The organism is Candidatus Nitrosocosmicus sp. T (assembly GCF_054408485.1).
The window spans coordinates 922,115-943,607 of the sequence record NZ_CP166992.1 but is presented as its reverse complement, the minus strand read 5'-3'; the positions used below and the strand labels follow the sequence as shown (position 1 = coordinate 943,607).

The window sequence follows — 21,493 nt, the reverse complement described above, 5'->3', positions numbered from 1 at the left end:
GTTATAAATAGTTGCTACGAACGTATAAAAAAAAATTTATGGCATCTAAATCAAACGTTGAAATAGATGACCAGTATTCGCAGAAGCAGAGGGTATAATTTTGAGTATCGTTTGGTTAAGCAACTAAATTGTGGAGAATGGATTGCGCGAAGATTGGGAGGGTCGAGCACAGGCTTACCTGATATTGTAGCAGTAAACAACACAGACTCTATATTACTATCAATAGAGGCAAAGACGGCTACTAGTAATAGCATATATGTACCCCAAGATCAAATTGATAGATGTTATCTCATTACACAAATGTTTGAAGCTTATCAAGACAGATATATAATTTTGGCATTTAAATTTATGAGAAAACAAAGGCTAATAGTTAAGGGGGAAATAAAATACCTGCCAAGAAAAACAAAAGAGTACTACAAAATAGTAAGATTTAAGAAAAAACCAAAAAAATTTCCGATCATTAAATGTAATTACAATGGAGATACCTATGCAATTTATGATTCTAAAATCAAGAAAGTTAAATTAAAAAATTATCTGATGCCTTTTAATATATAACAGATATTTAAGGGATCAGATTACTGTTTATTTATTGCCCAATGTTTTATGGAGAGAAGGATGGCTAAAACCGTTATTAACCGAGTCATTGCCCAATGAGAAATGCAGTTTTTGTAAACAAAATTTCAAGGAATTAGAATTTGTAACATCATGTGAATTCTGTGACATAGGAATCCTTCACGATGAATGTTATAAACCTCACATTACAAAAGATCATAAAGAACCTCTTGATCAGAAAGTAAAATCACATGAAGAAAAGAGACTGCATTCATACCAGTAATAAAACTGTCAGCAATTTTTTGGGAAAAATTTATTAATACAGTCTGAAAGGTAAGTAAATTTATGAATTTAAATGATAATTATGCAGTCGAGAAAGGGTTTGAGCCGATATCATCGAGTCAAATGTACGAGATTGAGAATAACGGTGATTCAATCTATTCGATGAAGAAAATATTGATGATGGAGAATGCAGGATCTAGAGTTGCAGATTTCTTGATAGACGATTTCAAAGAAAATATCCTGAATAAATCTATTGTTGCTGTTTGTGGTAAGGGAAATAATGGTGGTGATGCATTAGTTGCAATCCGCCACCTATCAGGATACATTCTTGCAAGAAATAAATCTAATAATAAAAGCAACTTATCTGTGATACTATTATGTCGCCCTGAAGAATTAAAAACTCCAGAATCCAGTTTAAATTGGCAAATTATAAACAAAATGGAATCGGTTAGAAAAATTACATTAGAATCAAACGATATTACTGAAATTGAATATGAAATTAAAAAATCAAATATCATTATAGACGGGATATTTGGGACAGGAATTAAGGGAGAGATAAAGGAACCATTTTCAAAAGTTATTGACGCAATAAATTATTGCAAGGAAACTAGTTTTATACTCGCGGTGGATATTCCTTCAGGGTTAGATCCGGACAGCGGAAAAATTATTGACAAAGCAATTTATGCAGACGCTACGATAACATTTCATCGACCAAAACATGGAATACTGAAGAATTTTGAAAATGCAGGAAAATTAATAGTTAGAAAGATTGGAATACCATTTGAATCGGAAAAAGGGGTGGAGTGAAAAGAGCATGAGAGTTGAACAATTTCTGGTAGGAGAAATGGCAAATTTCACATACGTAATTGTAGATGAAAAAAATAAGGACTCAATAATCGTGGATCCCTCTTGGAACCTAGAAATTATCTATGAATACCTAAAAAAAAATTCGCTTAGTAATAGGTACATTATAAACACACATTCACATTTTGATCATATATTCGGTAATGAACAAGTAAAAAGCACTACAGGAGCAAAAGTTATACAACATAAGTTATCTCCGCTAGAGAAAGACATCGCCGTAGAGGATGGACAGTTTATTGAATTTTATGATATAAAGATTAAGATAATTCACACGCCGGGCCACTCCAGAGATAGTATTTGTTTAATAATTGATGACAAGGTTATGGTTACCGGAGATACCGTATTTGTAGGTAGTTGCGGAAGACTAGATTTGCCTGGAGGAAATCCAGAAGAAATGTTTGATTCTATATATAGTAAACTAGTTAACTTGGATGGAAATTTGACAATCCTCCCTGGCCATCATTATGGTTCAAGTAAGACGTCAACGCTACAAAAAGAATTTGAATCCAATTTTGTTTTCAAGTTCAAGAATAAAGATGATTTCCTTAGGTTCATGAGTACATGACTTCATGAGGAAGACAATACAAATAAATGTCGTTGTTGTTGTGGTTGTTGCTGTTATAGACTCCTGTCCCTCCTTCATTTCCTTCCTTCATTTCCTTCCCCTGTGTTTTTAAGATGTGCATACAAATGATATTAGGCCATAACAAAAAAAAGTCTTCAAATCACAGAACACATGCCATCGATAAGTAAAGGTTATTATAAATAGACTTTGAGAGAATTTTGTTGATTACCGACGTTATCAAAACTGTTCCTTCTAAAACAGGCAATAATGATTTGTTATCGTTCAAATCACATAAATCATCTTTTATTTTGGCAATATCCTATACAGAAACATCCACCATCCCGGGTCTGACGGTCGCTGGAGCAAATACAGAATTGTTAAAATACACACCCGCCGCCGATGCCGAATACATCTATTATGGTAAATGTAAATGTATTGATACAATACCTGCTACCCCAGATGGAAAACCAACGCCGGCAATAATTTCAAAAACTGCATTGGATTTATCAAATATTCCAATATCAATAGTCGACTCTGGATCCAAGATAAAACCCATCTCACCCTACGTTAGTATTAATTCAGAATTTGGAAAGAACATAATTCAAGAGCCTGGCTTAGGGCTAGACAATGTAATGAATAACTATGAAATGGGCAAAACACTTGGTAAAGAATTAGCCAAAGTAAATGAAGCTGTGATTATAGGAGAAAGTATTCCAGGAGGTACTACAACTGCATTGGGTGTCCTACAAGCCCTTGGTATTGATGGGTATGACATGGTAAGTAGTAGTATGCCGGACAACCCTAATGAATTGAAGAACAAGGTAATAGAGAAAGCTCTATCAAGATCCAATATGAGAGCTGGAGATTGTTCAAACGACCCTTTTAAGGCCATATCCAATTTGGGAGACCCACTAATGCCCACAGTCGTAGGATTGGCAGAAGAAATTATTTCAAGAGAGAAGAAAATTATATTAGCTGGAGGAACTCAAATGTGTTGTATCTTGGCTTTATTAAGATCATTAGATATAAAGTTAAGAGATAATGTCTGCATCGGAACAACCTCTTATATAATCAAAGATAAAAAATCAGATATTGTTGGACTGATGAATAAAATTTCTCATGAGGTACCTATTTTCTATATTGATCTCCTTTTAGAAAACTCATCCAAAAAGGGACTGAGAATCCTATTCTGAAGGCTTTGTAAAAGAAGGTGCAGGTGCAGGTGGTAGTTCTATTGCCGCCTTTCTAAATAACGATCATTTAACTAAAGAACAATTTTTACACAAGATAGAGGAAAACTATACCAAAACGATTGAAGAACCCAGATTAGTATTGACAAAAAATAGATAATACACTTAATCACTTATACACTTATTAAAGAACAATTCGATAGTTTAAATACAAGAATTTTAGAATGAAAAAACTATGAATGGAATTGAAAAAATCAAGGGAATCTTATTATTGTTTATAGCTGTGTCTGTTTTTCCTGCTTATGCCTATACTCTTTTTGCTACAGAATATGGAATTCTGTTGCTAAAGCTGACCGTAGCAATAATCGTAGGTGTAATATTTTTTATAGTAGGCTGGATTGGAATCACACTTACAGTTAATGAAAAAAATACCGACGAGAAATAGGATCCCTTGCTAGTAAAACATGATCACTTGAAAATAAAGAGATCTGTAACAGTTTGATAAATTCGCGGTGCTACATCTCTAACTATTTGGGTATGTTTTATTTCATAGTTGTACTTTGAGAATAAGTTGCGAATATGGGCCTCAGAATTAGAGACAACCTGAGATTTAGTTTCACTTTTTATGTGAGAAAAAAAATGTAAATGCCCTCCAGAGGGCTTTAAGCAATTTATGGAAACATCTACAAATTCATGGGCCCTTTCGGGCAATGGAAGTAATACTCTGTCGATGTGATCCTTAAAGCTGTTTGAACGGAGTATTTCCTGCGAATCCCCATGTATGGAGAAGATGCGATCCTTTAATCGGTTTATTTTTGAATTTAGAATACTCAAGATATACGCATCCAAGTTTGAATCAATATTATACACCTTTATAGGATGCCTTTTTGCCATTATTACTGAAAATGTTCCTACACCTGCAAACATATTTACCACTATTTCTCCGGGAGAAACCAAATTAGAAATTCGAAGTCGCTCTGTAGACAATCTAGGTGAAAAATACGATGTGGCCACGTTAACTAAAAACTTGCAATCATATTCCCGATAATAAGTAACGTATCTCTCATCTCCAGCAATAACTTCTAGATCTCTTAACCTATATTCTCCAGAAACTGAAGACCTTTGTAAAAAAACAGATTTCAGATTTTTTATGCTTTGAAGTATGACCTCTCCAATAATATTTTTTTTTGTCAAGAGAGAATCAGATATCTTGATAATGGCTATATCGCCTATTATATCAAATGAAGAATAAACTTTTTCAAGTTCCTCATCTTCCAATACACCTTTGAGGAGTTTCTTTAAAAATTTACTCATTTGCTAATACGACTTGCAATTTATTTATTCTTCAAGTAGTAGTAATTTCCCTCGGTTTTTTGCTGTCTGTCTAGCCTGCTGCTATCTTTGTTGACTCTGGGTCTGCCAGTTGTCTCATCTCTTCTAAATGATATGGACAAAGATTTAAGAAAGTCATTCATACCGATCTCCTTGGTGATAGGAGTGCTACCTGTTCCTTTTATACCAGGAATACCTTCAAACATAATCAATCGATCGGAAACCAAGTCTATCAATTGGATATCATGATCTATAACTAATGCAGACTTTCCGTTTGACTTTGTAAATCTCTGTATGAATTTTGCAAACGTAATTCTGTCTTCTATATCTAGAAATGCAGATGGTTCATCCAGGGCATATACATCAGCTGGTCTTATTAATGATAACGATATTGCTACTTTTTGCAATTCACCGCCGCTAAGCCCTTTTAAGGATTTGTCATATAGCTTCTTGATTCCTAAAGGAGAAAAGATATGTTCTTCTACATTAGTGCCTTCGAAGGGTCCGCCATTTGCAGAATAGATCAAAGAGCGAACATCACCATCTATATCTTGGTTGAGATATTGAGGCTTGTATGATATTCGCAAGGTAGTGTCCAGGCTACCTTGATCGATTTTTTCTATACCGGCCAGCATTCGCATAAAGGTAGTCTTACCCAAAGCGTTAGCCCCAACAATTCCGACTACCTCACCTTGATGGATTTCGCCCTTTTCAACAGTAAGGGAGAACCGACCAAGTGTCTTCATAAGGGCAGTATATTCCACTACAGGAGAAGATGAGAGAATAGTCTCGGTATTACTGGATATATCAAATTTATAAGCTTTATCCCTAAACCGAACATTTTCGGTAGGAATATAGCCTTCCAAGAAATTATTTATACCAACTTTAGTACTTTGAAGAGACGATACTATACCATAGGCACCAGGCTCTCCATAAGTGATATAGATATTATCCGATAAATAATCGAGCAAAGACATATCATGTTCTACAATCATTACACTTTTACCCTCATTAGCTAAATTATTTATTACCCGCGCGACGGCTAAACGTTGGTATATATCATTAAAAGAAGAAGGTTCGTCGAAAAAGTAATATTCCGCATCCTTTGCCGCAGCAACTGCAACGGCCACCCTTTGCAATTCACCCCCACTTAGAGTAGAAAGGTCCCTTTCGAGTGAATTTTTTAGACCTAATTCTTCTACTAAAACATCAGAAACTTTCCGTTCATCGTATTTTTTCATTAATTCAGAGACAGTACCCTTGAAAACCTTTGGGATGAGATATACAAGCTGAGGCTTTATAGAAGTACGCAACGACTTGGTTTGAATCTTTTCAAAGTGTTTTCGAAGCTCAATGTTTGATAACTTTGTCAAAATTTCATCCCAATCTAATTCTTTATCAAAGTTACCAAAATTAGGTTTTATATTTCCTGAAAGCAAGTTTATTATTGTAGACTTCCCCATACCGTTTCTCCCAACGATACCTGTTACGGTCCCTTCTTTTGGAATAGGAATCTTATATAACCTGAAGCTATTAATTCCATATTGATGTATTTTATCTACACCTATTTCATGGGCTAGATTAACTATTACAATAGCATCAAAAGGACACTTTTTAATACAAATAGTACATCCCGTACATAAATCCTCAGAAATAACAGCCTTCCCATCATCGGGCCTTTGAATAATACATTCTCCACCAGTCTTATTTACAGGGCAATAGATTATGCATTCTAGACCACACTTTCTGGGTTGGCACAATTCCTGGTCTAAAACAGCAACTCTATGAGTCAAATTTCCATGTTTATCCAATTGTATACTATAATATGCGCAAATCTTTTATATAAATCCTGAATCAAATGAAGCAAAACAGAAATAAGAGAATATTTAAAAAAATGAGGAACCCTGAAAGCTAATGTCTTTAACAAAAAATTTTGGGAAGTTGTCTAGAGCTAAAAAAAACTAAAACTAAAACAGAATCCAAAAAAATCCTACTAATTCATTTCCCAACCTAGGATATGTAAAGTGGATTTAACGGCTAGCAAATATAGGAAGGATTAAATTGACGGAATTATAATAAAATGTAGCCGGCCATAGCGTTAGGGCCCGACCCGGTCCCATTCCGAACCCGGAAGTCAAACCTAATGTCGCTGCTTGATACTGACGTGCGTGAGCCGTTGGGAAACAGCAGTGCTGGCACTTTTACCTCAATTTATTCATACATATTAAAAAACTAAGATAAAAGAAAAAATAAGATATACTACTCAGTTTGATGCTCCTCTAGGAATTTTATGATGGTGCGAACTCCAAATCCTGTGGAGCCTTTAGGATTGTAACTTTTGTCTGCAGTTCCATCTTGAGTCCAGGCTGTACCGGCGATATCAAAATGTGCCCATGATACATTATTTACAAAATGTGACAGAAATGCTGCGGCCGTGATTGTTCCACCGGTCCTGCCGCCAATATTCTTAATAGTGGCAACATTACTCTTTATGAGATCTAAAAACTCTTCTGACAGTGGTAACTGCCAAATTTTCTCCCCTGTAACATCCGATATTGATACCAATTTATTAATCAATTTGTTGTCATTACCTATTACTCCTGCTATGTTTGTTCCCAGAGCAATTATGCAAGCACCTGTTAAGGTAGCAAAATCAAGAATGTATTTTGGAGAATATTGTGAAATACCATATGCCAACGCATCAGCCAAGATCAATCTACCCTCAGCATCAGTGTTCAGAACTTCGACGGTTTTGCCGTTATACATTCGAATAATATCTCCCGGCCTATATGAAGATCCCGAAGGCATATTTTCTACTGCTGGGATAATTGCTACAACTTTGATTGGAAGATCTAAATTCCCCAATGCCTTCATTATACCTAAGACCGTACATCCACCACTCTTATCAAATTTCATTTCGTCCATCTTATCGCTGGGTTTAATCGATATACCACCAGTATCAAACGTTACTGCTTTCCCGACAAGGACTATCGGTTTGTCTGTAGAAGTAGTTGCATTATTGTATTCCACGACGATTAACTTGGGTTCATTTTCGCTGCCTTTACCAACCGATATAATGCCATTCATGCCTAGGTCCTTAATTTGGTTCTGATTTAATATATCAACATGAATGTTTTTCATTTTTTCTAGTGTTTTAGCAGAATCGGCTAAAGCATTTGGATTAATTACATTTGGTGGAGAATTTGCAAGATCTCTGGAATAAAAAACTGCTTCGCATATATTCACTACCTTACCAATATTAATTTTATTTCTATCAATAAAATCGTCGTCCGCAGCGGTTAATACTACCGAGTAATTTTCATAAAAGGTAGGCGATAGATCGTTTACTTTATCGTCCTTAAATTTATTAAACTCGTACAAAGACAAGAGCAAACCTTCGATTATTGATTCGATATGAGAGGAACTTGAATAGAAATTAGATATTATGACATTAGGAAAATTGAACTCCCTTGCTTTGAGGGATATTATCCCCCCAAGTTGTCTAAATTTATCCTCATTGAGTTTTTTACTGTCTCCAATCCCTAATAACATAATCTTTAATATCTTGTCACCATCATTCAAGTAAAGAATCATACTTTTTCCAAACTTCCTCATATTTTCCAAGTGTTCCTCTTGAATGACTTTGTGAGTATTCAAAATACCCATTAATTTGGTATTTTTCCTTAAATAATTAAGATCTCTATTGTTCTCATCTAACCCGATGACAAATAATCCTTCGAATATATCTAAGTCATCAATATTCTTTATTGATATTTCTACCATAAATCTATTGAATGTATATATATATTTATAATTACTTCACTGACAATAATTAAATAAATTTAGCCTTTTCCTATTTGATTCCTTGATTATTGTACTTTAATTAATCCACTTGATTGAACAACCAATCGATGGATCAAAATCCTTTTCAATAGTAGATTTTTTCCCGTCCAGTATTTTTTGAATATTATTTTCCATAGTGTTAACTGTGGGTCTAGAGGTAGGTTCTAAAGCATCGTTAATTTTGCCATGAAAAGCAAGTTTTTTAGATTCATCAAATAGAAATGGATCTGGAGTACACACGGCTCCGTATTTCCTAGCTACACTTTGAGTTTCATCTATAAGATATGGGAAATTGAGAGAAAATTCCTGAGCAAATTTTACCATATTATCAAATCCCTCTCCTTCATAACCAGGGTCGTTACTATTTATTGCTATAATTTGTAAATCTGAGCTTTCAAATTTGGATTGCATGGAGATTAAATCATTTATTTTAGCTTTAACGTAAGGACAGTGATTGCAGATAAACACGATCAAAAGAGTACGTGAATTAATATCCATCAAAGAGTAATTTTTATTGTCAACACCTTTTAATGAAAAATTAGGCGCATCAGATCCGGATATCAATTTTTGTGTAGATTGCGTCTTGACCATTAAATAGTGAGTTTTGAAAATAAATAAAAATGTTATTAGTATTAAATTAATATCTAGTCAGGAAATCAGGGCTAAACTGGCCTACCTATCCCTCTATAAAGATTTTTTTCGAAATTGTCAGGATTAAGAAACCCTCTCCCGTCATAGATAGGAGTTTGGCCGATGAGGGAGGCGTTGAGCATTAAATATTCTTGATGATTGGTGGCCAAGATTATAAGATCGCGATTAGTAACAGCATAATCTAAATTATTCACTAGTTCAACATTTCTATGTTTTGAAATAAGACGGTCTTCTCTTACCAACGGATCATGTACTATAACATCTTTAATTTTCAACTTTGTCAATTCTTTTACTAGTTCATAAGTAGGTGAGAGTCTGGTATCAGACACTCCACCACGAAAAGCAAGCCCGAGGATAGTTATTTTGGATTGAGTAATACCCTTTCTAGGAAGCATTTTTAATGCATTGTTTAACGAGTAGGTAGGCATATCATTGTTTATTGTTCTAGCAGTTTTAGTAATTCTACAATTTATCTTGTTTCTTGCCGCAACATCAAGGATGAATTGAGGATAAATTGGGATACATGCACCACCTACTCCAATTCCTGGATCATGGATATGACAGAAATTTTGTGAGTTGGCAGCCTTTTTGGCTTCCCAAAAATCGATATTTAATCTATCACTTAACTTGGCAAGCTCGTTTGCAAGAGCTATGTTTACATCCCTATAAACACCTTCAAATAACTTTTCAGCTTCGGCCGTTTTAATTCCCAAGATTCGTACTATTCCTTTCCTATAAATAAGACCAAATAATTTTTCGGCGAGATCTAAACTGTAAATATCGTTAGATGATACAATCCCAGGATGACCCTCTTCGATGTCAAAAATGGCACGACCTTCATAAATCCTTTCCGGGTTATAAATCACAAAAAAATCCGATGTAGCTTTCAAGCCGCTTGATTTCTCTAGAAGAGGTACCAAAAACTTTTCTGTAGTTCCAGGAGGTACTGACGGATGTACAGAAACGATGTCATTTCTCTTTAAACCGTTTCCAATGGCTAAAGCCACCTCTTTTACAGCACTTAAATCGGCTTTGTTTTTTCTTATCAGGACAGGAACGCATATCATCTTCAATTTTGAGTCGCGGGAGGCTTGGATTGGGTCATCGTATACCAATAATTTGTTATTGTTTAAACTACTGGTAAAAGTTTCATTAACCATCGGTTCTGGGATATGTGTCACCCCTTTTCGAGTATTTTCTAAAACTTTTGCAGATTTATCAATGCCTATTACAGTTATACCTGATCTCAACCAGGCAGAGGCTATGGGAGCTCCCACATGACCTAACCCATACACTGATATGATGTATTCACCTGACTTAAATTTTCTAATTATAGAGTCGAAAGGCTCCAAGGTTACGTCGTTTTCTACGAGCACATTAGACATGTCCTTGTTTCCACCTGATTTCACAAATTGAATATTTTATCAACTTGTTATTATATTTTCACAAAGATGATCAAATCTCCTCGGATTAAACATTCAACGAAAGGTTAATCTTTGGAAATTGTAGTACTAGTAAAAGAAAAATATTACTGCATTTATTCATTAATAAATAGGCAATGTTTTTCCCTATCTATGAGCTAAATATCGCAGGTTCTGAATGGTTTATCATATTTATTGTTATTATTATTTTCATATTTCCGAAGAAAATTGGCAGTATTTCTAAAACCATTGGTAAATTTGTAGGGGAATATGAAAAGGCTAAGGGGAAAATAATGGAACAAAAAAACATGTTCGTTCCAGCCACATCTGTGACTACTGCCAATAACCATATTTACAAAGGACCGGAAATTCAAAGACCCATATCGTCGGAACGTGAAAAACTAGATATAATTGCTAAATCCTTGAACATAAATTCTGATGATATGGTAGATGATGAATTAAGAAATCTAATCTCATCTAAAATGAAAGAAACTAATAGTAGAGAAACTAATTGATATCAAATTAAGGTCTTGTGTTCTCAGCAAACTAACCGGACATAACAGGACATGACCGACTGGATTGTCTATACCTGACTAATTCTCTTTTGGAGGCATTAACAACTCAGCTTCTAGTAGTTGCTGAATCAACTGAACTACCTCCTGTTCTATCTGTTGTCGTGGGAGACCTAGTTTTTCTGAGAAATTGTCTGCTAACTGATTTATGGTATGATCCCCAGTACAATTTTCCCAAAACTCGATAATGTTCTCATTTACCATAAATCCTTGTCCTTTTTCATTAACTAGAACTAAGGACCCGTCCTCCTGCTTAGTTACTTTGCCAGTCTTCATTGGCATATATTTTTCATAGTCGATCTGAAATCTCAAAGTCGGTTTGCCAAATCCTAGTTTATCCCTGACTGCCGGATTTTTTTCATGGGATCCCATACTATTTGTACATTGATATCACCCACTCCCTCTATGGTATTGACATATTTTTTTACGTCACTTACTAAGGTATCATGTAATGGACAACCGCGAGTAGTCATGGTCATTTTAATATCAATATTATTTTTTTCTGAAACATCCACGTTATAAATCAAACCAAGATCAACTACATTAACTGGAATTTCTGGATCCATACATTTTCGCAATTCAGAAAAGACTCTTTCCCTGGTTATTTGCTCTGTAGACACTATTCAATGTGAATCCAACCTCTTTTTAAATTTTTTTGCTTGGTCCCTAACTGTCGCAGCAGCCTAGTTCTCAGTCAGACTGAAATAGTGGCCTCAGGTTTAGATCGTATGGCGGATATATTACCCCTTTCTCCGTTATTATCCCAGTAATTAAATCTGGCGAGGTCACATCAAAAGCAGGATTAAAAATTCTTACCCCTACTGGTGCTATTCTTTTCTCTCCAATTTTTACCACTTCATCCACGGAACGCTCTTCAATAACGATATCTTCTTCATTATTATTCATATCAAAAGTTGACAATGGTGCAGCAACGTAAAATGGAATATTATGAACTTTCGCAAGTAGAGCCACCTGATAAGTACCTATTTTGTTAAAAACATGGCCTGATTTTAGTATCCTATCAGCTCCTACAACTACTTTATCAATCATTTTGTTAGACATTAAATAACCGACTGCCGTATCTGGAATCAAACTAACGTCAATACCATCATGCATTAACTCAAATGCAGTAAGCCTTGATCCCTGCATGACGGGTCTAGTCTCTGTTGCAATAACGCTAACCTTCTTCCCTGACTCCATCACTGACCTGATTACACCCAACGCTGTTCCATAAGAAACTGTAGCCAATGCTCCAGCATTACAATGGGTCATTACTACCTCCCCATCATTTATTAAATCAGAGCCAAGTTTTCCCAGCATCTTGTTGATAGCAACATCATCATGAGACATTCTAATTGCCTGTAGGATTGTATGTTTCTTGATATCGTCTACCCCATCGTATTTCTTTGCTTCCTCAAGTACTCTATCTAAACCCCATTTGAGGTTGATGGCTGTAGGTCTAGTCTTGAGCAAAATGTCGTATGCAAGTCCTAATTCCTCCATCACCCTTTTCTTGTTATTACTGGTGCTGTTATTAGCACAAAGGGCAAGTCCCATCGCTGCAGCAACACCAATTGCGGGTGCTCCTCGAATTGCCAACTTTCTTATTGCATCTGCTACTTCCAAATGGTTTTTACAAATTATATATTCGAGTGATTCTGGCAATTTCGTTTGATCAATCAATTTCACGCCATCATTTTCCCAAGCTATTGTAGTTAGATAACCCCCATTGTTAGGCTTAGCCATTATTGATAAATTATTATTAGTTCATTATTTAATTCTAACAACAGATCAAATACAATAAATATATTTTTGTCAGCATATAGATATTCTCTTAGTCTAATGGTCTTAAGAGTATCAGAGATACTGAATCTTCCAATGCGGAAATTGATAGTTTCATCGCAGGAAATTAACTTAAAAGTAGCAGACGGTCGCGTGAAAGAAAATACAATATTTGTTCTGATGGTCAAAGAATCTAGTGGATCGGCTGGAGGTAGGGGAGGGGGATCAGGTATGCGAAAGATTGACAGGATCTTCGGATTCAAGATATTTGGAAATAGCGATAAACAAATTTACGAAACTGAAGATCAACAAGAGATTGAACAGTTTGAGATTCCCTACAGTGCCGTAGCAATGGATATCGTTTTGGAATCTGGCTTCTCCTCAGTGGTTCAAGGTGTAATTGATCCTCAAATGGTCAGTGAATACTTAAAATTGATAAAAAAGGCAATCTAATTATAAAAATCCATATAGTTATCGAACGTGTTTAAAGTAAAAATGATCCTGTTTACATTCTAAAGAGCAAAATTCAGAACTGCAATTGGAATTATTTTTTTCATAATTACACTTTATTGGCTCAATATTATTAAACTCTTTATTACAAAAAGTGCAAATGTTTTCCAATAAAGGTATTCCTAATGCTGTGAATTTTGAATCACATTTTCGTTTCTCTTTGTACCAAAGAATTTGACAAGATGTTTTTTCAGAGAAGGTCATTACGATATCAAAGGCTTCATAAAATCCGGCAGCGGTAAATTGCCTATAATATGTTCTATTTTTTGAATCTGATTTAAAAAATGCCATGACCCAGTATTCTGCAATTGGTTCACCATCTGATTCATGATCCATCACTCAATATCGGGGTTTCATAATTTAATATTATACTTGTTAGTGGATATCTCCAATACCCTTACAAATCATATAGGCAGCCATATACTCGGGAACTGTATTGTTTCCGGTTTTTATGCTAAATTGTTTTCCTTTCAAAGATATTTTAACATTTAACTTGGATTCTATTTCAACATTAGAATCTCCGATAAAGCAGGCATCCACAAATGGGTTGAAAGAATCCAAGTCTTTACAAAAAGCTTTGATTAATCCACTCTTGCTATTAAGAGAACCAGCAAGTCGGAATATTCTGTGAATATCCATAGTGACGTTTGGGTCGATTTGTGCAGAGAGGTCAAAAATATGCTTATTAATAATGTCCTCTATATTGTTATTTTTTGTATCCTGCATCTTATTATATTTCTTGACAAATTTGTCATCAATTTTATGATTCTGAATTGGCATGCGTATGGAATTAAAAATTCTTCTTCTCCATCCCCGATTATAGAGAATCTTATTGGATATCGGCATAAGAGCACCTTCTTTATTTCTTCGAATACCTAAATTCTCAATCAAGTATCCTTTACCCATTAAATATTGTGCAAAGGCATTTCTTTTTTTGGCAGATGCATGAAAAAAATTCTTATCAATGACATGAAGGTGATAGCCGTTATTGCCAGAAAAATATTTAAATATACATTCACTATCAATACCGAAATCATCATTAAGTATTTCTATCAACTTTTTGACTTCCACGTTTAAGGATTTGAAACATTTAGTACACGGTAAGTCAATAATTTGTAATCGACTACCATTACACACTACACATTTGGAGACTATACCTTTTGAAATAGAGTTACAATCCTTACATAAAATTAGATTATGATTTTGAGCACACTCTAAATGAAGATCCTTTCCATCAATATCAAATATAAGATCAGAGCCAATCCAGCCTTTTTGATCCATTTCTGCCTTCGGATTCTGATACCGGGACGAGGAATAAAATATATCAGAAGGAGAAAATTTTATAATATATGCATATAGTTCTTTTTTATTGTTAAAGGCCAAGTGTCTACGGATTTTGCCATCGAACAGTCTAAATCCAAATTCATGTTCATTAATTAATTCGCCAAGTTCAAGGAGAGAGTAATGATAAAAATAGTATTTCCTAAAGACCCCTTCAAGCCAATTCTTATTCTTATCATTTGGCTCAGAATTTTGGTACCTAGACGTATGTATTCCGTTTTTTATGGAATTGTCTAAATCAAAAGAAGATGTATCAGACATATTAGATATCTGGTTTCTTCCTGATGAGTTGAGTAGGATTGCTAATTCCCTGACATATTTTTGTCTCAAAGCATAAATTTTCTAATTTGATTTTTTCACAAGAAGGAACAAAATATCTTTTAGAATTACCTCTCTTTCCGGCAAGATGTTCCAACTGATAGCGAGTAATTTTTTCATCAAAATCCGGTAATCTCTTGAAGAGTTCTAACATTTCCTCCAAGGTCTTATTAGAATAAATCAAGAAGGTGCCCAAAAGCAACCTGGCTGGATGGGGAAGATTCTCACCTTTGCTAATTTGATCATAGATGTGTTGAATGCATGGTGGTGTAACTGCATTGTAAGCATACGTGTTGATAGAAGGATGCAATTGCTCCCATCGACTTTTGATAGATTTTGAAATCGCCGTTATAGTATCTGGAATACGATCAATGCTCATTTTCTTTATCCTATCAATTATTAGTAAATAGAGTTCATTTCTGAATAACCTTACTATTTCTATCCCATCCAAATACACAAATCCATTGTGAAGAGTTCTATTAACTAAATTCCATTGTTTCTCTTGAAATGCAATAGGGTGGTCCAAATAATCATTGATTCGGATTTTATAGAAATTGTAAATATCTACCTCTAACAAGATTTTAGTATTAAATAAATCCTCAAAAATCTTGTATAATATCAGTTTAATTGTTTTATCGTCTTGATTAGCTGTGTTCAAATCAGAAATAAGATATTTTTCAAACCTCATTGATTCTAATAATGCAAATTTTTTAGTCACTGCTTCGATTGAGATAGATTTGACTAATAATAATGAGATCAAGAATACGATAACCTCTTCTTGCACTATCGTTTCGTGTGTTTTGCCATAATTAATTTGGTAATCATAGCTTCCAAAAAATAGATAATGGTCTATTTTTTCGCTAGCCCTATCTATAAGATGAAGATAATCTTTGCTGTCAAGATCTTCGAGTTTAAAATCATATTTAGTAATATACGAAAATGCTTCTTTTAAGAAAGGATATTTAGCTAAATCCTTATTACCAAATCTCACTACCAAATTGTACTTGGTTACATAACACATCAAAATTAAATAAAATTTTCTATGGATTAAACAATTAAATTTAGAACATGTTTTCAAAAGATAGGTATATGGAAAAATTACAACTTTCAATCTCTTGTAAGAATTTAAAACACGCAGAATGTGATGACTGCATGTGTAATTGTCATTTGCCCGGTACTATGGAAAACCTAGCAAGGAAAATATCAATGCTAGATAAAACAAGTCCAGGATTTGGAGAGACTATTTAACTATCTAAATTACTAAAAATCTAGATCGAATCTAGTTGCCTCACAATTACCAGTTGTGGCTGGATCAGAAGTTCAAAATCATGTAAAGATCGATTCATCACTGTTAATTTCAGAGTTGGTCGGCTTGGCATTATCCTCAGATGTGGACCAAAATTTAGGATATGTATTTGGTTTCATAACGATTCTTTTTATTTGAAAGCCAATTCCCTTCTTTTTACTAAGAAATTCATTAAAATCTAATACAGATATACCCAGTCCAACGATTTCGCCTTTTAGTGAATAAATTCCTACTAAATCGCCTTTTTTTAGGTTTTTAGGAATGGATACTATGCCAGGCAGTGCCAACTGTGCGCCATGACAAAGTGCATCAATTGCAGTATCCCTAATGGTTATTGCAGGAATGTGATTCATGGCCATTTCAATTGGAAGTATAATTCTTCGAAGTTTCTCTTCGTTGCCGCTTTCTTTATACAACTGAAATGCATCTACCAGATCATGTAGTCTAATAAAGTCGGATTCATCTACAAAATTACAAACTTTGGTCCTCCGTAGCTCTATCATTGAAGCACCACCTTCAAGGACTTCTCCTATATCATATATCAGTTTACGAATATATGTTCCTGACTCACATAATGTTCTTAATAATAATAATCGATCGAATTGGTCTTGTAGTTCTAGTTCATAAATTGTCCTAATACGTGTCTGACGTTTTACCGATGATCTTTGAGGTGGCTTTTGATATATGGGACCTGTGAATTCTTTAAGTACTTGATGAAGATTTTCATTGGAAACGTGGCTATGAAGTCTGGCTAGGGCAACGTATTCCTTTGGGCACATGAGCAGTACAGGCACTATTTTTGTTCCTTCATCTAACCCAATGGGCAACAATCCAGTTGTTCCTGGATCTAAGGTCCCACTATGTCCAGCTTTTTCCAACCCAAGTATTTTCTTAACGTAAGAAACAATTTCATGGCTTGTGGTGCCAGGGGGTTTATCCAACAAGATCAGTCCATAACTTAATAATTGCGCTATAGGTCTATTATTAGGATAATATCCAAATTTCTCATCGGATGTTCCATCATTTATCTTAACTAAATTGTCTAATTGTGGGAGATTAAATTCCATTAATGTTCGTTACCTTTTGATTCCATACTACTCAAGATGAACTTATTACATTCTCTACTATATTTTTTGAAATAATGATTAAAGATTCTAATGACAATATATCAGTATTCATGGCAAAGTCAAATACATCTAACTTTTCTCCAAATTCGAATTGATATAGTTTTTGATAAATCAGTTTATTTTCAACATCGCGTCTTTGTACTATTTTCTTGGCAGTATTGATATCAATCTTGTCTCGCATTGACATACGTTTTGATCTGTTATCAACAGAGCCTTGCAACCAAAAATTTATCGTTGCGTCTGAGATCCATGGTAACGTATAACTCGTAATTACGACATTCCCCTCTTTGACTAGTTCTATCAACCGATTATCTACCTCTCTATCAAAGTTTGGATTATCGTTACGCTCTTTCATAAATTTGGCCGCCTCTTCTGTATCCCACCAATCATGATTGAGCGATGATGAATAACCTCGTTCATACGCCATCATCTTTAAGATATCCCCCCCGTTCCACAGTTTTAGATTAAAATCCTTTGCTAGATTTTCAGCAATTGTAGTCTTTCCTACAGCAGGCCATCCAGATATCACAATACTCATCTTGCGATCCGTATGGTCTTCATTTTTTTTAATATCCTTAATTTGACTCGATCCCATTTTTAACACTAAAACTAGATTTTGGTCAATAGTGACCTATGTATATATAAAGCTATCAATGAGTTTTTCACCGTCATTTGCCTAATATGACCTTACAGATATTATCGCTAGCCTTTCCAATCTCATCTGTATTGTTTTGTATGATATAAAAAGGGCAACCCGATATTATGGAGCTCGAAGATATCATACTTTCAGATAGCCTTAAATCATGGCTAATGCGGTCAATTGAAATTAAATCCCTTTGTCTGCTATTATCATTCGCCCTACGCTTGTAAATTTCTTCGGATTTTGCTGTTATGAGTATCAAGTGAGAAGGATTTATTATATTCAATAATTTTAATGGCATACCGGGGTAATACCCGTGGTCGGTTCTTATAAATAAGTGCGTGTCGATTATTACGACGTCGTTACCGAGTGAATTAATATGATTTGCAGTCAATTCTTGTAGTGACCTCTGCTGTTCTATAGATAATTTTCGGAGCTGGTCGCGATTGTTTATCGATAAGAGTTTTGCTTGTTCGAACATTATCTTACCAAATTCTGCGATTTTAGTATCGATGCCCTCCTGAGAGAGTAAATTGAATACATTTGTTATAACAGTAGATTTTCCTACACCTGGAATACCAACTATCATAACGCGTTTAGTCATACAATTCTATTTAAAAAAGAAATCCTTTATTTTTAGCTTTATAATTGAGAATTTTGGTCTGAATAAATTGGAAAGTACTATTATTTGAAAATATAGTGTATGATGATGATTTTAGCCCTACAATCATCATCATATGACCAAATTTTCTAAGAGCGTCCTAATAAGGAAGCTAATTTTGGCATATGAACATCGACTTGTTCTCTAACCAGCAAGTTATAGTAGTTCACGAGTATATCCACCATCAGTAACAATCCTATTCCAGTTCCAAACACACTGAACAAATCTGAAACGGAAGCCAGTAATCCGATTATTACTCCTCCTATTATAGTCACAGATGGGATATATCTATTCAGCAACGATTCTACCGAACTTTCCGACCGTCTAAAACCAGGTACTTGGACATCAGCATCCAATAGATTCTTAGCCGCCGACTTCGCTGAGAGTCCACCAAGCTCGACCCACAACCGACCAAAGATGGTAACAATAGTAGTCAAGAACAGTACGTATACAACCGCTCTTACGGGATCAGCTACGGTAGCCTCAAAGGATCGAGGTGCGGTTATATAATAAAAGAGACCGCCCGTAGGATTCTGAGACTCTGCATCATACTGCGCTATTAAGTTAAAGCCAGGATTATCGTTATTTGGATTGTAATTTATCCAGACCATTTGCCCTATGAAAAGCGCATTCGCCATAAGCGCCGACGCCAAAATCACTGGGATATTAGACGTATAAAGTAATTTGATTGGATATGTTGCAGTAAATCCCCTGTAGCGGGTCGATACTATTGGTATATCCACGTGTATCCCCTGAACGTATACCAATAGCAGCAATATCCCCGCGGTAATACCAAATGCAAAGAGACTAGGCATATTTGGAACTGGAGCAGGTGGGGCTGAACGCAATACCGAGTCCGCTATATGACCTTCCATTCCACTCGTAACCATGAATGGTATCAAGCCACTAAGTTCAGTGCCGTTTGGTATCGGTATTGGATTAAAGAGACTCCACAAAATCGCTTGCGCAACCCCGGCCATAATAAATATACTAATTCCTGAGCCTAGTCCCCAACCCTTCTGAACCAATTCATCTAGGTACATTACTACGATACACGCCGCCGTCAACTGCGCTATTAGTACGGTCAAATGATAACCCGACGGAGTAGCGCCACCATATACGCTCACTCCATATAGCAGGGTCTCTGCAACTATTACAATTATTGTTACTATCTTTGTAGCAGATGTAAAAAGTGATCTATCATTAGGATCCTTAAAGTTTAGTTTTAATATATCAGAACCTTTCAATAATTGCATTAACAAACCAGCAGTAACAATAGGACCAATCCCTAGCTCCAGTAAAGTTCTCTGTTGAGCAGCAAAGATTACTCGGGCAAAAGCCAATGGATCAGTAGCTGGATCAACATTTACTCCAAATAATGGGACCTGTCCCATTACTAGATATATTAACATGGCAATACCGGTCCATATTAATTTATTAGTTAAAGTAATTTTCTTTTTGGGTTTCTCAACTTGTGGAATAAATGGAGAAAGAGTCTTTACAATTGTTCTAAATAAGCCATCATTCTGTATTGAGCTCATCTAAAATTAGCACCTCTCCTCCAGCTGCTGTGATTTTGTTTTTGGCAGAGTCTGAGATTCTTTTCACTCTAACTGTAAGGGCAGAGTTTATGGCTCCACTTCCCAAGACTTTGTCATATCCTAACTTTTCTAAATCAAGTATAACCTTACCATCTTCACTTGTTTCTGAATATTTTACCAATTCATTTAAATCTTTAATATTGATCCATTTTACGGAGTCACTAGGCCTTAATGCATGAAATTGTTCATGCCCAAAATGATTTGGTTCCTCCTTAATGGTTCTAATGAAGAAGTGCTTGTGCTTTCCAGCATTACCTACACCGCCTCGACTTCCTGAAGCCCTATGTTGACCAATTTGGCCCCATCCACAGAAGCGACTTCCACGCTGTTTTCTACTTTTTCTTAATCGAGTAGCCATCCATTATCACCAATTTTTCCTTAGGGGATAAGCAACTTTGGGTATAAATATTAAAGTTTGCAATGCTTTACTAAACGTCAAACTATTTTTACTCATAGACTACATCATCCTCTTTACGATTTCTAACAAATCTTTATTCTCTCCCAAGATGCCGTTTTGAGAATGTAAAACCTTTGATTTTTTCTTAAAACCACCTCTTGGAGGATTCAATGCGAACCATGGTTTTATTCCATCTAATTTAGACAAGTATATCTCATTTTTGGAGACTTCAGAGACGACCTTGTTAATATCCGTATTAGATACCTTTTCAGATTCTGCTTGGTTTTGATTGGATAGCAATTTGGAGGCAGATGCACGGCCTTTTTGCTCGATAAATTCTCTGATGAAGTTTTCCTCAACCGACGTCCAAGCAACTATTTCCTTTATTTTCCGGAGCATCCCTAATGTTTGATCATTTTCTGGAATTAGTGTTGCTCGAAATTTCTTGTTAAGATGTAAACTCTGTAGTGTTACATTCGCCCAATTTGGGATATTAACAGTACCTTTCATTCTAACTACTAAATACACCATTTCAAAC

At 35.1% G+C, this 21,493-nt stretch carries 27 protein-coding genes and 1 rRNA gene; 10 read left to right on the top strand and 18 right to left on the bottom strand.

Annotated features, from left to right (window positions below; genetic code table 11):
* The first annotated feature begins 66 nt into the window (after positions 1-66).
* From AB0A59_RS04900 to AB0A59_RS04885, 4 genes are all read left to right on the top strand, one after another.
* The gene (locus AB0A59_RS04900; protein WP_458746979.1) at positions 67-555 is read left to right on the top strand and encodes a resolvase; all 489 of its coding nucleotides are present in this window, start codon (positions 67-69) and stop codon (positions 553-555) included.
* A 34-nt stretch (positions 556-589) separates the two neighbouring features.
* Positions 590-835 carry a hypothetical protein gene (locus AB0A59_RS04895; protein WP_458746978.1) on the top strand — a complete coding sequence of 82 codons (246 nt, stop codon included), beginning with the start codon at positions 590-592 and terminating at the stop codon, positions 833-835.
* Positions 836-897: 62 nt separating this feature from the next.
* A complete protein-coding gene (locus tag AB0A59_RS04890; protein ID WP_458746977.1) occupies positions 898-1,641 on the top strand; it encodes an NAD(P)H-hydrate epimerase in 744 nt (247 codons plus the stop codon).
* Positions 1,642-1,648: 7 nt separating this feature from the next.
* Entirely contained in the window at positions 1,649-2,263 is a 615-nt protein-coding gene (locus tag AB0A59_RS04885) for an MBL fold metallo-hydrolase (RefSeq protein ID WP_458746976.1), read from the top strand.
* Here the strand turns inward: AB0A59_RS04885 and AB0A59_RS04880 are convergent.
* A complete protein-coding gene (locus tag AB0A59_RS04880) occupies positions 2,250-2,384 on the bottom strand; it encodes a hypothetical protein (protein ID WP_458746975.1) in 135 nt (44 codons plus the stop codon). The two genes, AB0A59_RS04885 and AB0A59_RS04880, sit on opposite strands and share 14 nt — an antisense overlap.
* Before the next feature lie 100 nt (positions 2,385-2,484).
* Here AB0A59_RS04880 and cobT point away from each other — a divergent pair, with 100 nt between their 5' ends.
* The gene (gene cobT / locus AB0A59_RS04875) at positions 2,485-3,456 is read left to right on the top strand and encodes a nicotinate mononucleotide-dependent phosphoribosyltransferase CobT (protein WP_458746974.1); all 972 of its coding nucleotides are present in this window, start codon (positions 2,485-2,487) and stop codon (positions 3,454-3,456) included.
* Between the two features lie 232 nt (positions 3,457-3,688).
* Entirely contained in the window at positions 3,689-3,898 is a 210-nt protein-coding gene (locus tag AB0A59_RS04870) for a transcriptional regulator (RefSeq protein WP_458746973.1), read from the top strand.
* A gap of 23 nt (positions 3,899-3,921) precedes the next feature.
* Here AB0A59_RS04870 and AB0A59_RS04865 read toward each other — a convergent pair whose 3' ends face one another.
* Together AB0A59_RS04865 and AB0A59_RS04860 are read right to left on the bottom strand one after the other, a co-directional pair.
* Positions 3,922-4,767, bottom strand: coding sequence for a class I SAM-dependent methyltransferase (locus tag AB0A59_RS04865; protein ID WP_458746972.1), 846 nt, complete (start codon positions 4,765-4,767; stop codon positions 3,922-3,924).
* A gap of 20 nt (positions 4,768-4,787) precedes the next feature.
* Positions 4,788-6,578, bottom strand: a complete 1,791-nt coding sequence (locus AB0A59_RS04860; RefSeq protein ID WP_458747560.1) for a ribosome biogenesis/translation initiation ATPase RLI — start codon at positions 6,576-6,578, stop codon at positions 4,788-4,790.
* Positions 6,579-6,867: 289 nt separating this feature from the next.
* On the opposite strand from AB0A59_RS04860, the gene rrf reads away from it, so the two are divergent.
* Positions 6,868-6,986 (top strand): 5S ribosomal RNA (rrf, locus tag AB0A59_RS04855).
* A 58-nt stretch (positions 6,987-7,044) separates the two neighbouring features.
* On the opposite strand, the gene AB0A59_RS04850 is transcribed toward rrf, so the two are convergent.
* The 3 genes from AB0A59_RS04850 to AB0A59_RS04840 all read right to left on the bottom strand — a co-directional run bounded on the left by AB0A59_RS04850 (position 7,045) and on the right by AB0A59_RS04840 (position 10,664).
* Complete coding sequence (locus AB0A59_RS04850) at positions 7,045-8,568, bottom strand: leucyl aminopeptidase (protein ID WP_458746970.1); 1,524 nt, start codon at positions 8,566-8,568, stop codon at positions 7,045-7,047.
* Between the two features lie 96 nt (positions 8,569-8,664).
* Positions 8,665-9,219 (bottom strand): thioredoxin family protein, encoded by a 555-nt coding sequence (locus tag AB0A59_RS04845; RefSeq protein WP_458746968.1) that lies wholly within the window; start codon positions 9,217-9,219, stop codon positions 8,665-8,667.
* 71 nt (positions 9,220-9,290) lie between these two features.
* A complete protein-coding gene (locus AB0A59_RS04840; RefSeq protein ID WP_458746966.1) occupies positions 9,291-10,664 on the bottom strand; it encodes a nucleotide sugar dehydrogenase in 1,374 nt (457 codons plus the stop codon).
* Positions 10,665-10,837: 173 nt separating this feature from the next.
* On the opposite strand from AB0A59_RS04840, the gene AB0A59_RS04835 reads away from it, so the two are divergent.
* On the top strand, positions 10,838-11,215 hold the full coding sequence (locus AB0A59_RS04835; protein ID WP_458746964.1) for a translocase: 378 nt from the start codon (positions 10,838-10,840) through the stop codon (positions 11,213-11,215).
* A gap of 78 nt (positions 11,216-11,293) precedes the next feature.
* Here AB0A59_RS04835 and AB0A59_RS04830 read toward each other — a convergent pair whose 3' ends face one another.
* The 3 genes from AB0A59_RS04830 to mtnA all read right to left on the bottom strand — a co-directional run bounded on the left by AB0A59_RS04830 (position 11,294) and on the right by mtnA (position 13,018).
* Entirely contained in the window at positions 11,294-11,644 is a 351-nt protein-coding gene (locus tag AB0A59_RS04830; protein WP_458746962.1) for a PqqD family protein, read from the bottom strand.
* Positions 11,602-11,892 carry a metal-sulfur cluster assembly factor gene (locus AB0A59_RS04825; protein WP_458746960.1) on the bottom strand — a complete coding sequence of 97 codons (291 nt, stop codon included), beginning with the start codon at positions 11,890-11,892 and terminating at the stop codon, positions 11,602-11,604. The genes AB0A59_RS04830 and AB0A59_RS04825 overlap by 43 nt, the downstream gene beginning before the upstream one ends.
* A gap of 70 nt (positions 11,893-11,962) precedes the next feature.
* Complete coding sequence (gene mtnA, locus AB0A59_RS04820) at positions 11,963-13,018, bottom strand: S-methyl-5-thioribose-1-phosphate isomerase (protein ID WP_458746958.1); 1,056 nt, start codon at positions 13,016-13,018, stop codon at positions 11,963-11,965.
* A 96-nt stretch (positions 13,019-13,114) separates the two neighbouring features.
* On the opposite strand from mtnA, the gene AB0A59_RS04815 reads away from it, so the two are divergent.
* Positions 13,115-13,507, top strand: a complete 393-nt coding sequence (locus tag AB0A59_RS04815; RefSeq protein ID WP_458746956.1) for a hypothetical protein — start codon at positions 13,115-13,117, stop codon at positions 13,505-13,507.
* Positions 13,508-13,525: 18 nt separating this feature from the next.
* Here the strand turns inward: AB0A59_RS04815 and AB0A59_RS04810 are convergent, their stop codons facing one another.
* From AB0A59_RS04810 to AB0A59_RS04800, 3 genes are read right to left on the bottom strand one after another with little or no spacing between them, the layout of a single operon-like run.
* A complete protein-coding gene (locus AB0A59_RS04810; RefSeq protein WP_458746954.1) occupies positions 13,526-13,900 on the bottom strand; it encodes a hypothetical protein in 375 nt (124 codons plus the stop codon).
* Positions 13,901-13,939: 39 nt separating this feature from the next.
* Positions 13,940-15,166 carry a DNA primase small subunit domain-containing protein gene (locus tag AB0A59_RS04805; protein ID WP_458746952.1) on the bottom strand — a complete coding sequence of 409 codons (1,227 nt, stop codon included), beginning with the start codon at positions 15,164-15,166 and terminating at the stop codon, positions 13,940-13,942.
* A gap of 1 nt (position 15,167) precedes the next feature.
* Positions 15,168-16,244 (bottom strand): hypothetical protein, encoded by a 1,077-nt coding sequence (locus AB0A59_RS04800; protein ID WP_458746950.1) that lies wholly within the window; start codon positions 16,242-16,244, stop codon positions 15,168-15,170.
* Between the two features lie 68 nt (positions 16,245-16,312).
* On the opposite strand from AB0A59_RS04800, the gene AB0A59_RS04795 reads away from it, so the two are divergent.
* Entirely contained in the window at positions 16,313-16,471 is a 159-nt protein-coding gene (locus AB0A59_RS04795; protein ID WP_458746948.1) for a hypothetical protein, read from the top strand.
* 78 nt (positions 16,472-16,549) lie between these two features.
* Here AB0A59_RS04795 and AB0A59_RS04790 read toward each other — a convergent pair whose 3' ends face one another.
* The 6 genes from AB0A59_RS04790 to AB0A59_RS04765 form a co-directional block, all read right to left on the bottom strand.
* Complete coding sequence (locus tag AB0A59_RS04790) at positions 16,550-17,596, bottom strand: RNA-guided pseudouridylation complex pseudouridine synthase subunit Cbf5 (protein ID WP_458746946.1); 1,047 nt, start codon at positions 17,594-17,596, stop codon at positions 16,550-16,552.
* A 31-nt stretch (positions 17,597-17,627) separates the two neighbouring features.
* The gene (locus AB0A59_RS04785; protein WP_458746944.1) at positions 17,628-18,251 is read right to left on the bottom strand and encodes a cytidylate kinase-like family protein; all 624 of its coding nucleotides are present in this window, start codon (positions 18,249-18,251) and stop codon (positions 17,628-17,630) included.
* A gap of 73 nt (positions 18,252-18,324) precedes the next feature.
* Positions 18,325-18,885 (bottom strand): adenylate kinase, encoded by a 561-nt coding sequence (locus tag AB0A59_RS04780; protein WP_458746943.1) that lies wholly within the window; start codon positions 18,883-18,885, stop codon positions 18,325-18,327.
* 161 nt (positions 18,886-19,046) lie between these two features.
* Positions 19,047-20,498, bottom strand: a complete 1,452-nt coding sequence (secY, locus tag AB0A59_RS04775; protein ID WP_458746941.1) for a preprotein translocase subunit SecY — start codon at positions 20,496-20,498, stop codon at positions 19,047-19,049.
* Positions 20,479-20,916: an uL15 family ribosomal protein gene (locus AB0A59_RS04770; protein ID WP_458746939.1), complete on the bottom strand. Its 438-nt coding sequence runs from the start codon at positions 20,914-20,916 to the stop codon at positions 20,479-20,481. The genes secY and AB0A59_RS04770 overlap by 20 nt, the downstream gene beginning before the upstream one ends.
* Before the next feature lie 99 nt (positions 20,917-21,015).
* Positions 21,016-21,486: an uL30 family ribosomal protein gene (locus tag AB0A59_RS04765; protein WP_458746937.1), complete on the bottom strand. Its 471-nt coding sequence runs from the start codon at positions 21,484-21,486 to the stop codon at positions 21,016-21,018.
* Positions 21,487-21,493 lie beyond the last annotated feature (7 nt).

What these genes read in the sequence shown, in the direction of transcription:
- AB0A59_RS04780 (WP_458746943.1), bottom strand. Translation starts at nt 18,885, where the DNA reads ATGATAGTTGGTATTCCAGGTGTAGGAAAATCTACTGTTATAACAAAT.
- AB0A59_RS04845 (WP_458746968.1), bottom strand. Translation starts at nt 9,219, where the DNA reads ATGGTCAAGACGCAATCTACACAAAAATTGATATCCGGATCTGATGCG.
- AB0A59_RS04770 (WP_458746939.1), bottom strand. Translation starts at nt 20,916, where the DNA reads ATGGCTACTCGATTAAGAAAAAGTAGAAAACAGCGTGGAAGTCGCTTC.
- AB0A59_RS04865 (WP_458746972.1), bottom strand. Translation starts at nt 4,767, where the DNA reads ATGAGTAAATTTTTAAAGAAACTCCTCAAAGGTGTATTGGAAGATGAG.
- AB0A59_RS04795 (WP_458746948.1), top strand. Translation starts at nt 16,313, where the DNA reads ATGGAAAAATTACAACTTTCAATCTCTTGTAAGAATTTAAAACACGCA.
- AB0A59_RS04840 (WP_458746966.1), bottom strand. Translation starts at nt 10,664, where the DNA reads ATGTCTAATGTGCTCGTAGAAAACGACGTAACCTTGGAGCCTTTCGAC.
- AB0A59_RS04810 (WP_458746954.1), bottom strand. Translation starts at nt 13,900, where the DNA reads ATGGATCATGAATCAGATGGTGAACCAATTGCAGAATACTGGGTCATG.
- AB0A59_RS04790 (WP_458746946.1), bottom strand. Translation starts at nt 17,596, where the DNA reads ATGGAATTTAATCTCCCACAATTAGACAATTTAGTTAAGATAAATGAT.
- secY (WP_458746941.1), bottom strand. Translation starts at nt 20,498, where the DNA reads ATGAGCTCAATACAGAATGATGGCTTATTTAGAACAATTGTAAAGACT.
- AB0A59_RS04880 (WP_458746975.1), bottom strand. Translation starts at nt 2,384, where the DNA reads ATGCACATCTTAAAAACACAGGGGAAGGAAATGAAGGAAGGAAATGAA.
- AB0A59_RS04890 (WP_458746977.1), top strand. Translation starts at nt 898, where the DNA reads ATGAATTTAAATGATAATTATGCAGTCGAGAAAGGGTTTGAGCCGATA.
- AB0A59_RS04800 (WP_458746950.1), bottom strand. Translation starts at nt 16,244, where the DNA reads ATGTGTTATGTAACCAAGTACAATTTGGTAGTGAGATTTGGTAATAAG.
- AB0A59_RS04870 (WP_458746973.1), top strand. Translation starts at nt 3,689, where the DNA reads ATGAATGGAATTGAAAAAATCAAGGGAATCTTATTATTGTTTATAGCT.
- AB0A59_RS04785 (WP_458746944.1), bottom strand. Translation starts at nt 18,251, where the DNA reads ATGGGATCGAGTCAAATTAAGGATATTAAAAAAAATGAAGACCATACG.
- AB0A59_RS04885 (WP_458746976.1), top strand. Translation starts at nt 1,649, where the DNA reads ATGAGAGTTGAACAATTTCTGGTAGGAGAAATGGCAAATTTCACATAC.
- AB0A59_RS04835 (WP_458746964.1), top strand. Translation starts at nt 10,838, where the DNA reads ATGTTTTTCCCTATCTATGAGCTAAATATCGCAGGTTCTGAATGGTTT.
- AB0A59_RS04815 (WP_458746956.1), top strand. Translation starts at nt 13,115, where the DNA reads ATGGTCTTAAGAGTATCAGAGATACTGAATCTTCCAATGCGGAAATTG.
- AB0A59_RS04900 (WP_458746979.1), top strand. Translation starts at nt 67, where the DNA reads ATGACCAGTATTCGCAGAAGCAGAGGGTATAATTTTGAGTATCGTTTG.
- AB0A59_RS04830 (WP_458746962.1), bottom strand. Translation starts at nt 11,644, where the DNA reads ATGGGATCCCATGAAAAAAATCCGGCAGTCAGGGATAAACTAGGATTT.
- mtnA (WP_458746958.1), bottom strand. Translation starts at nt 13,018, where the DNA reads ATGGCTAAGCCTAACAATGGGGGTTATCTAACTACAATAGCTTGGGAA.
- AB0A59_RS04850 (WP_458746970.1), bottom strand. Translation starts at nt 8,568, where the DNA reads ATGGTAGAAATATCAATAAAGAATATTGATGACTTAGATATATTCGAA.
- AB0A59_RS04805 (WP_458746952.1), bottom strand. Translation starts at nt 15,166, where the DNA reads ATGTCTGATACATCTTCTTTTGATTTAGACAATTCCATAAAAAACGGA.
- AB0A59_RS04765 (WP_458746937.1), bottom strand. Translation starts at nt 21,486, where the DNA reads ATGGTGTATTTAGTAGTTAGAATGAAAGGTACTGTTAATATCCCAAAT.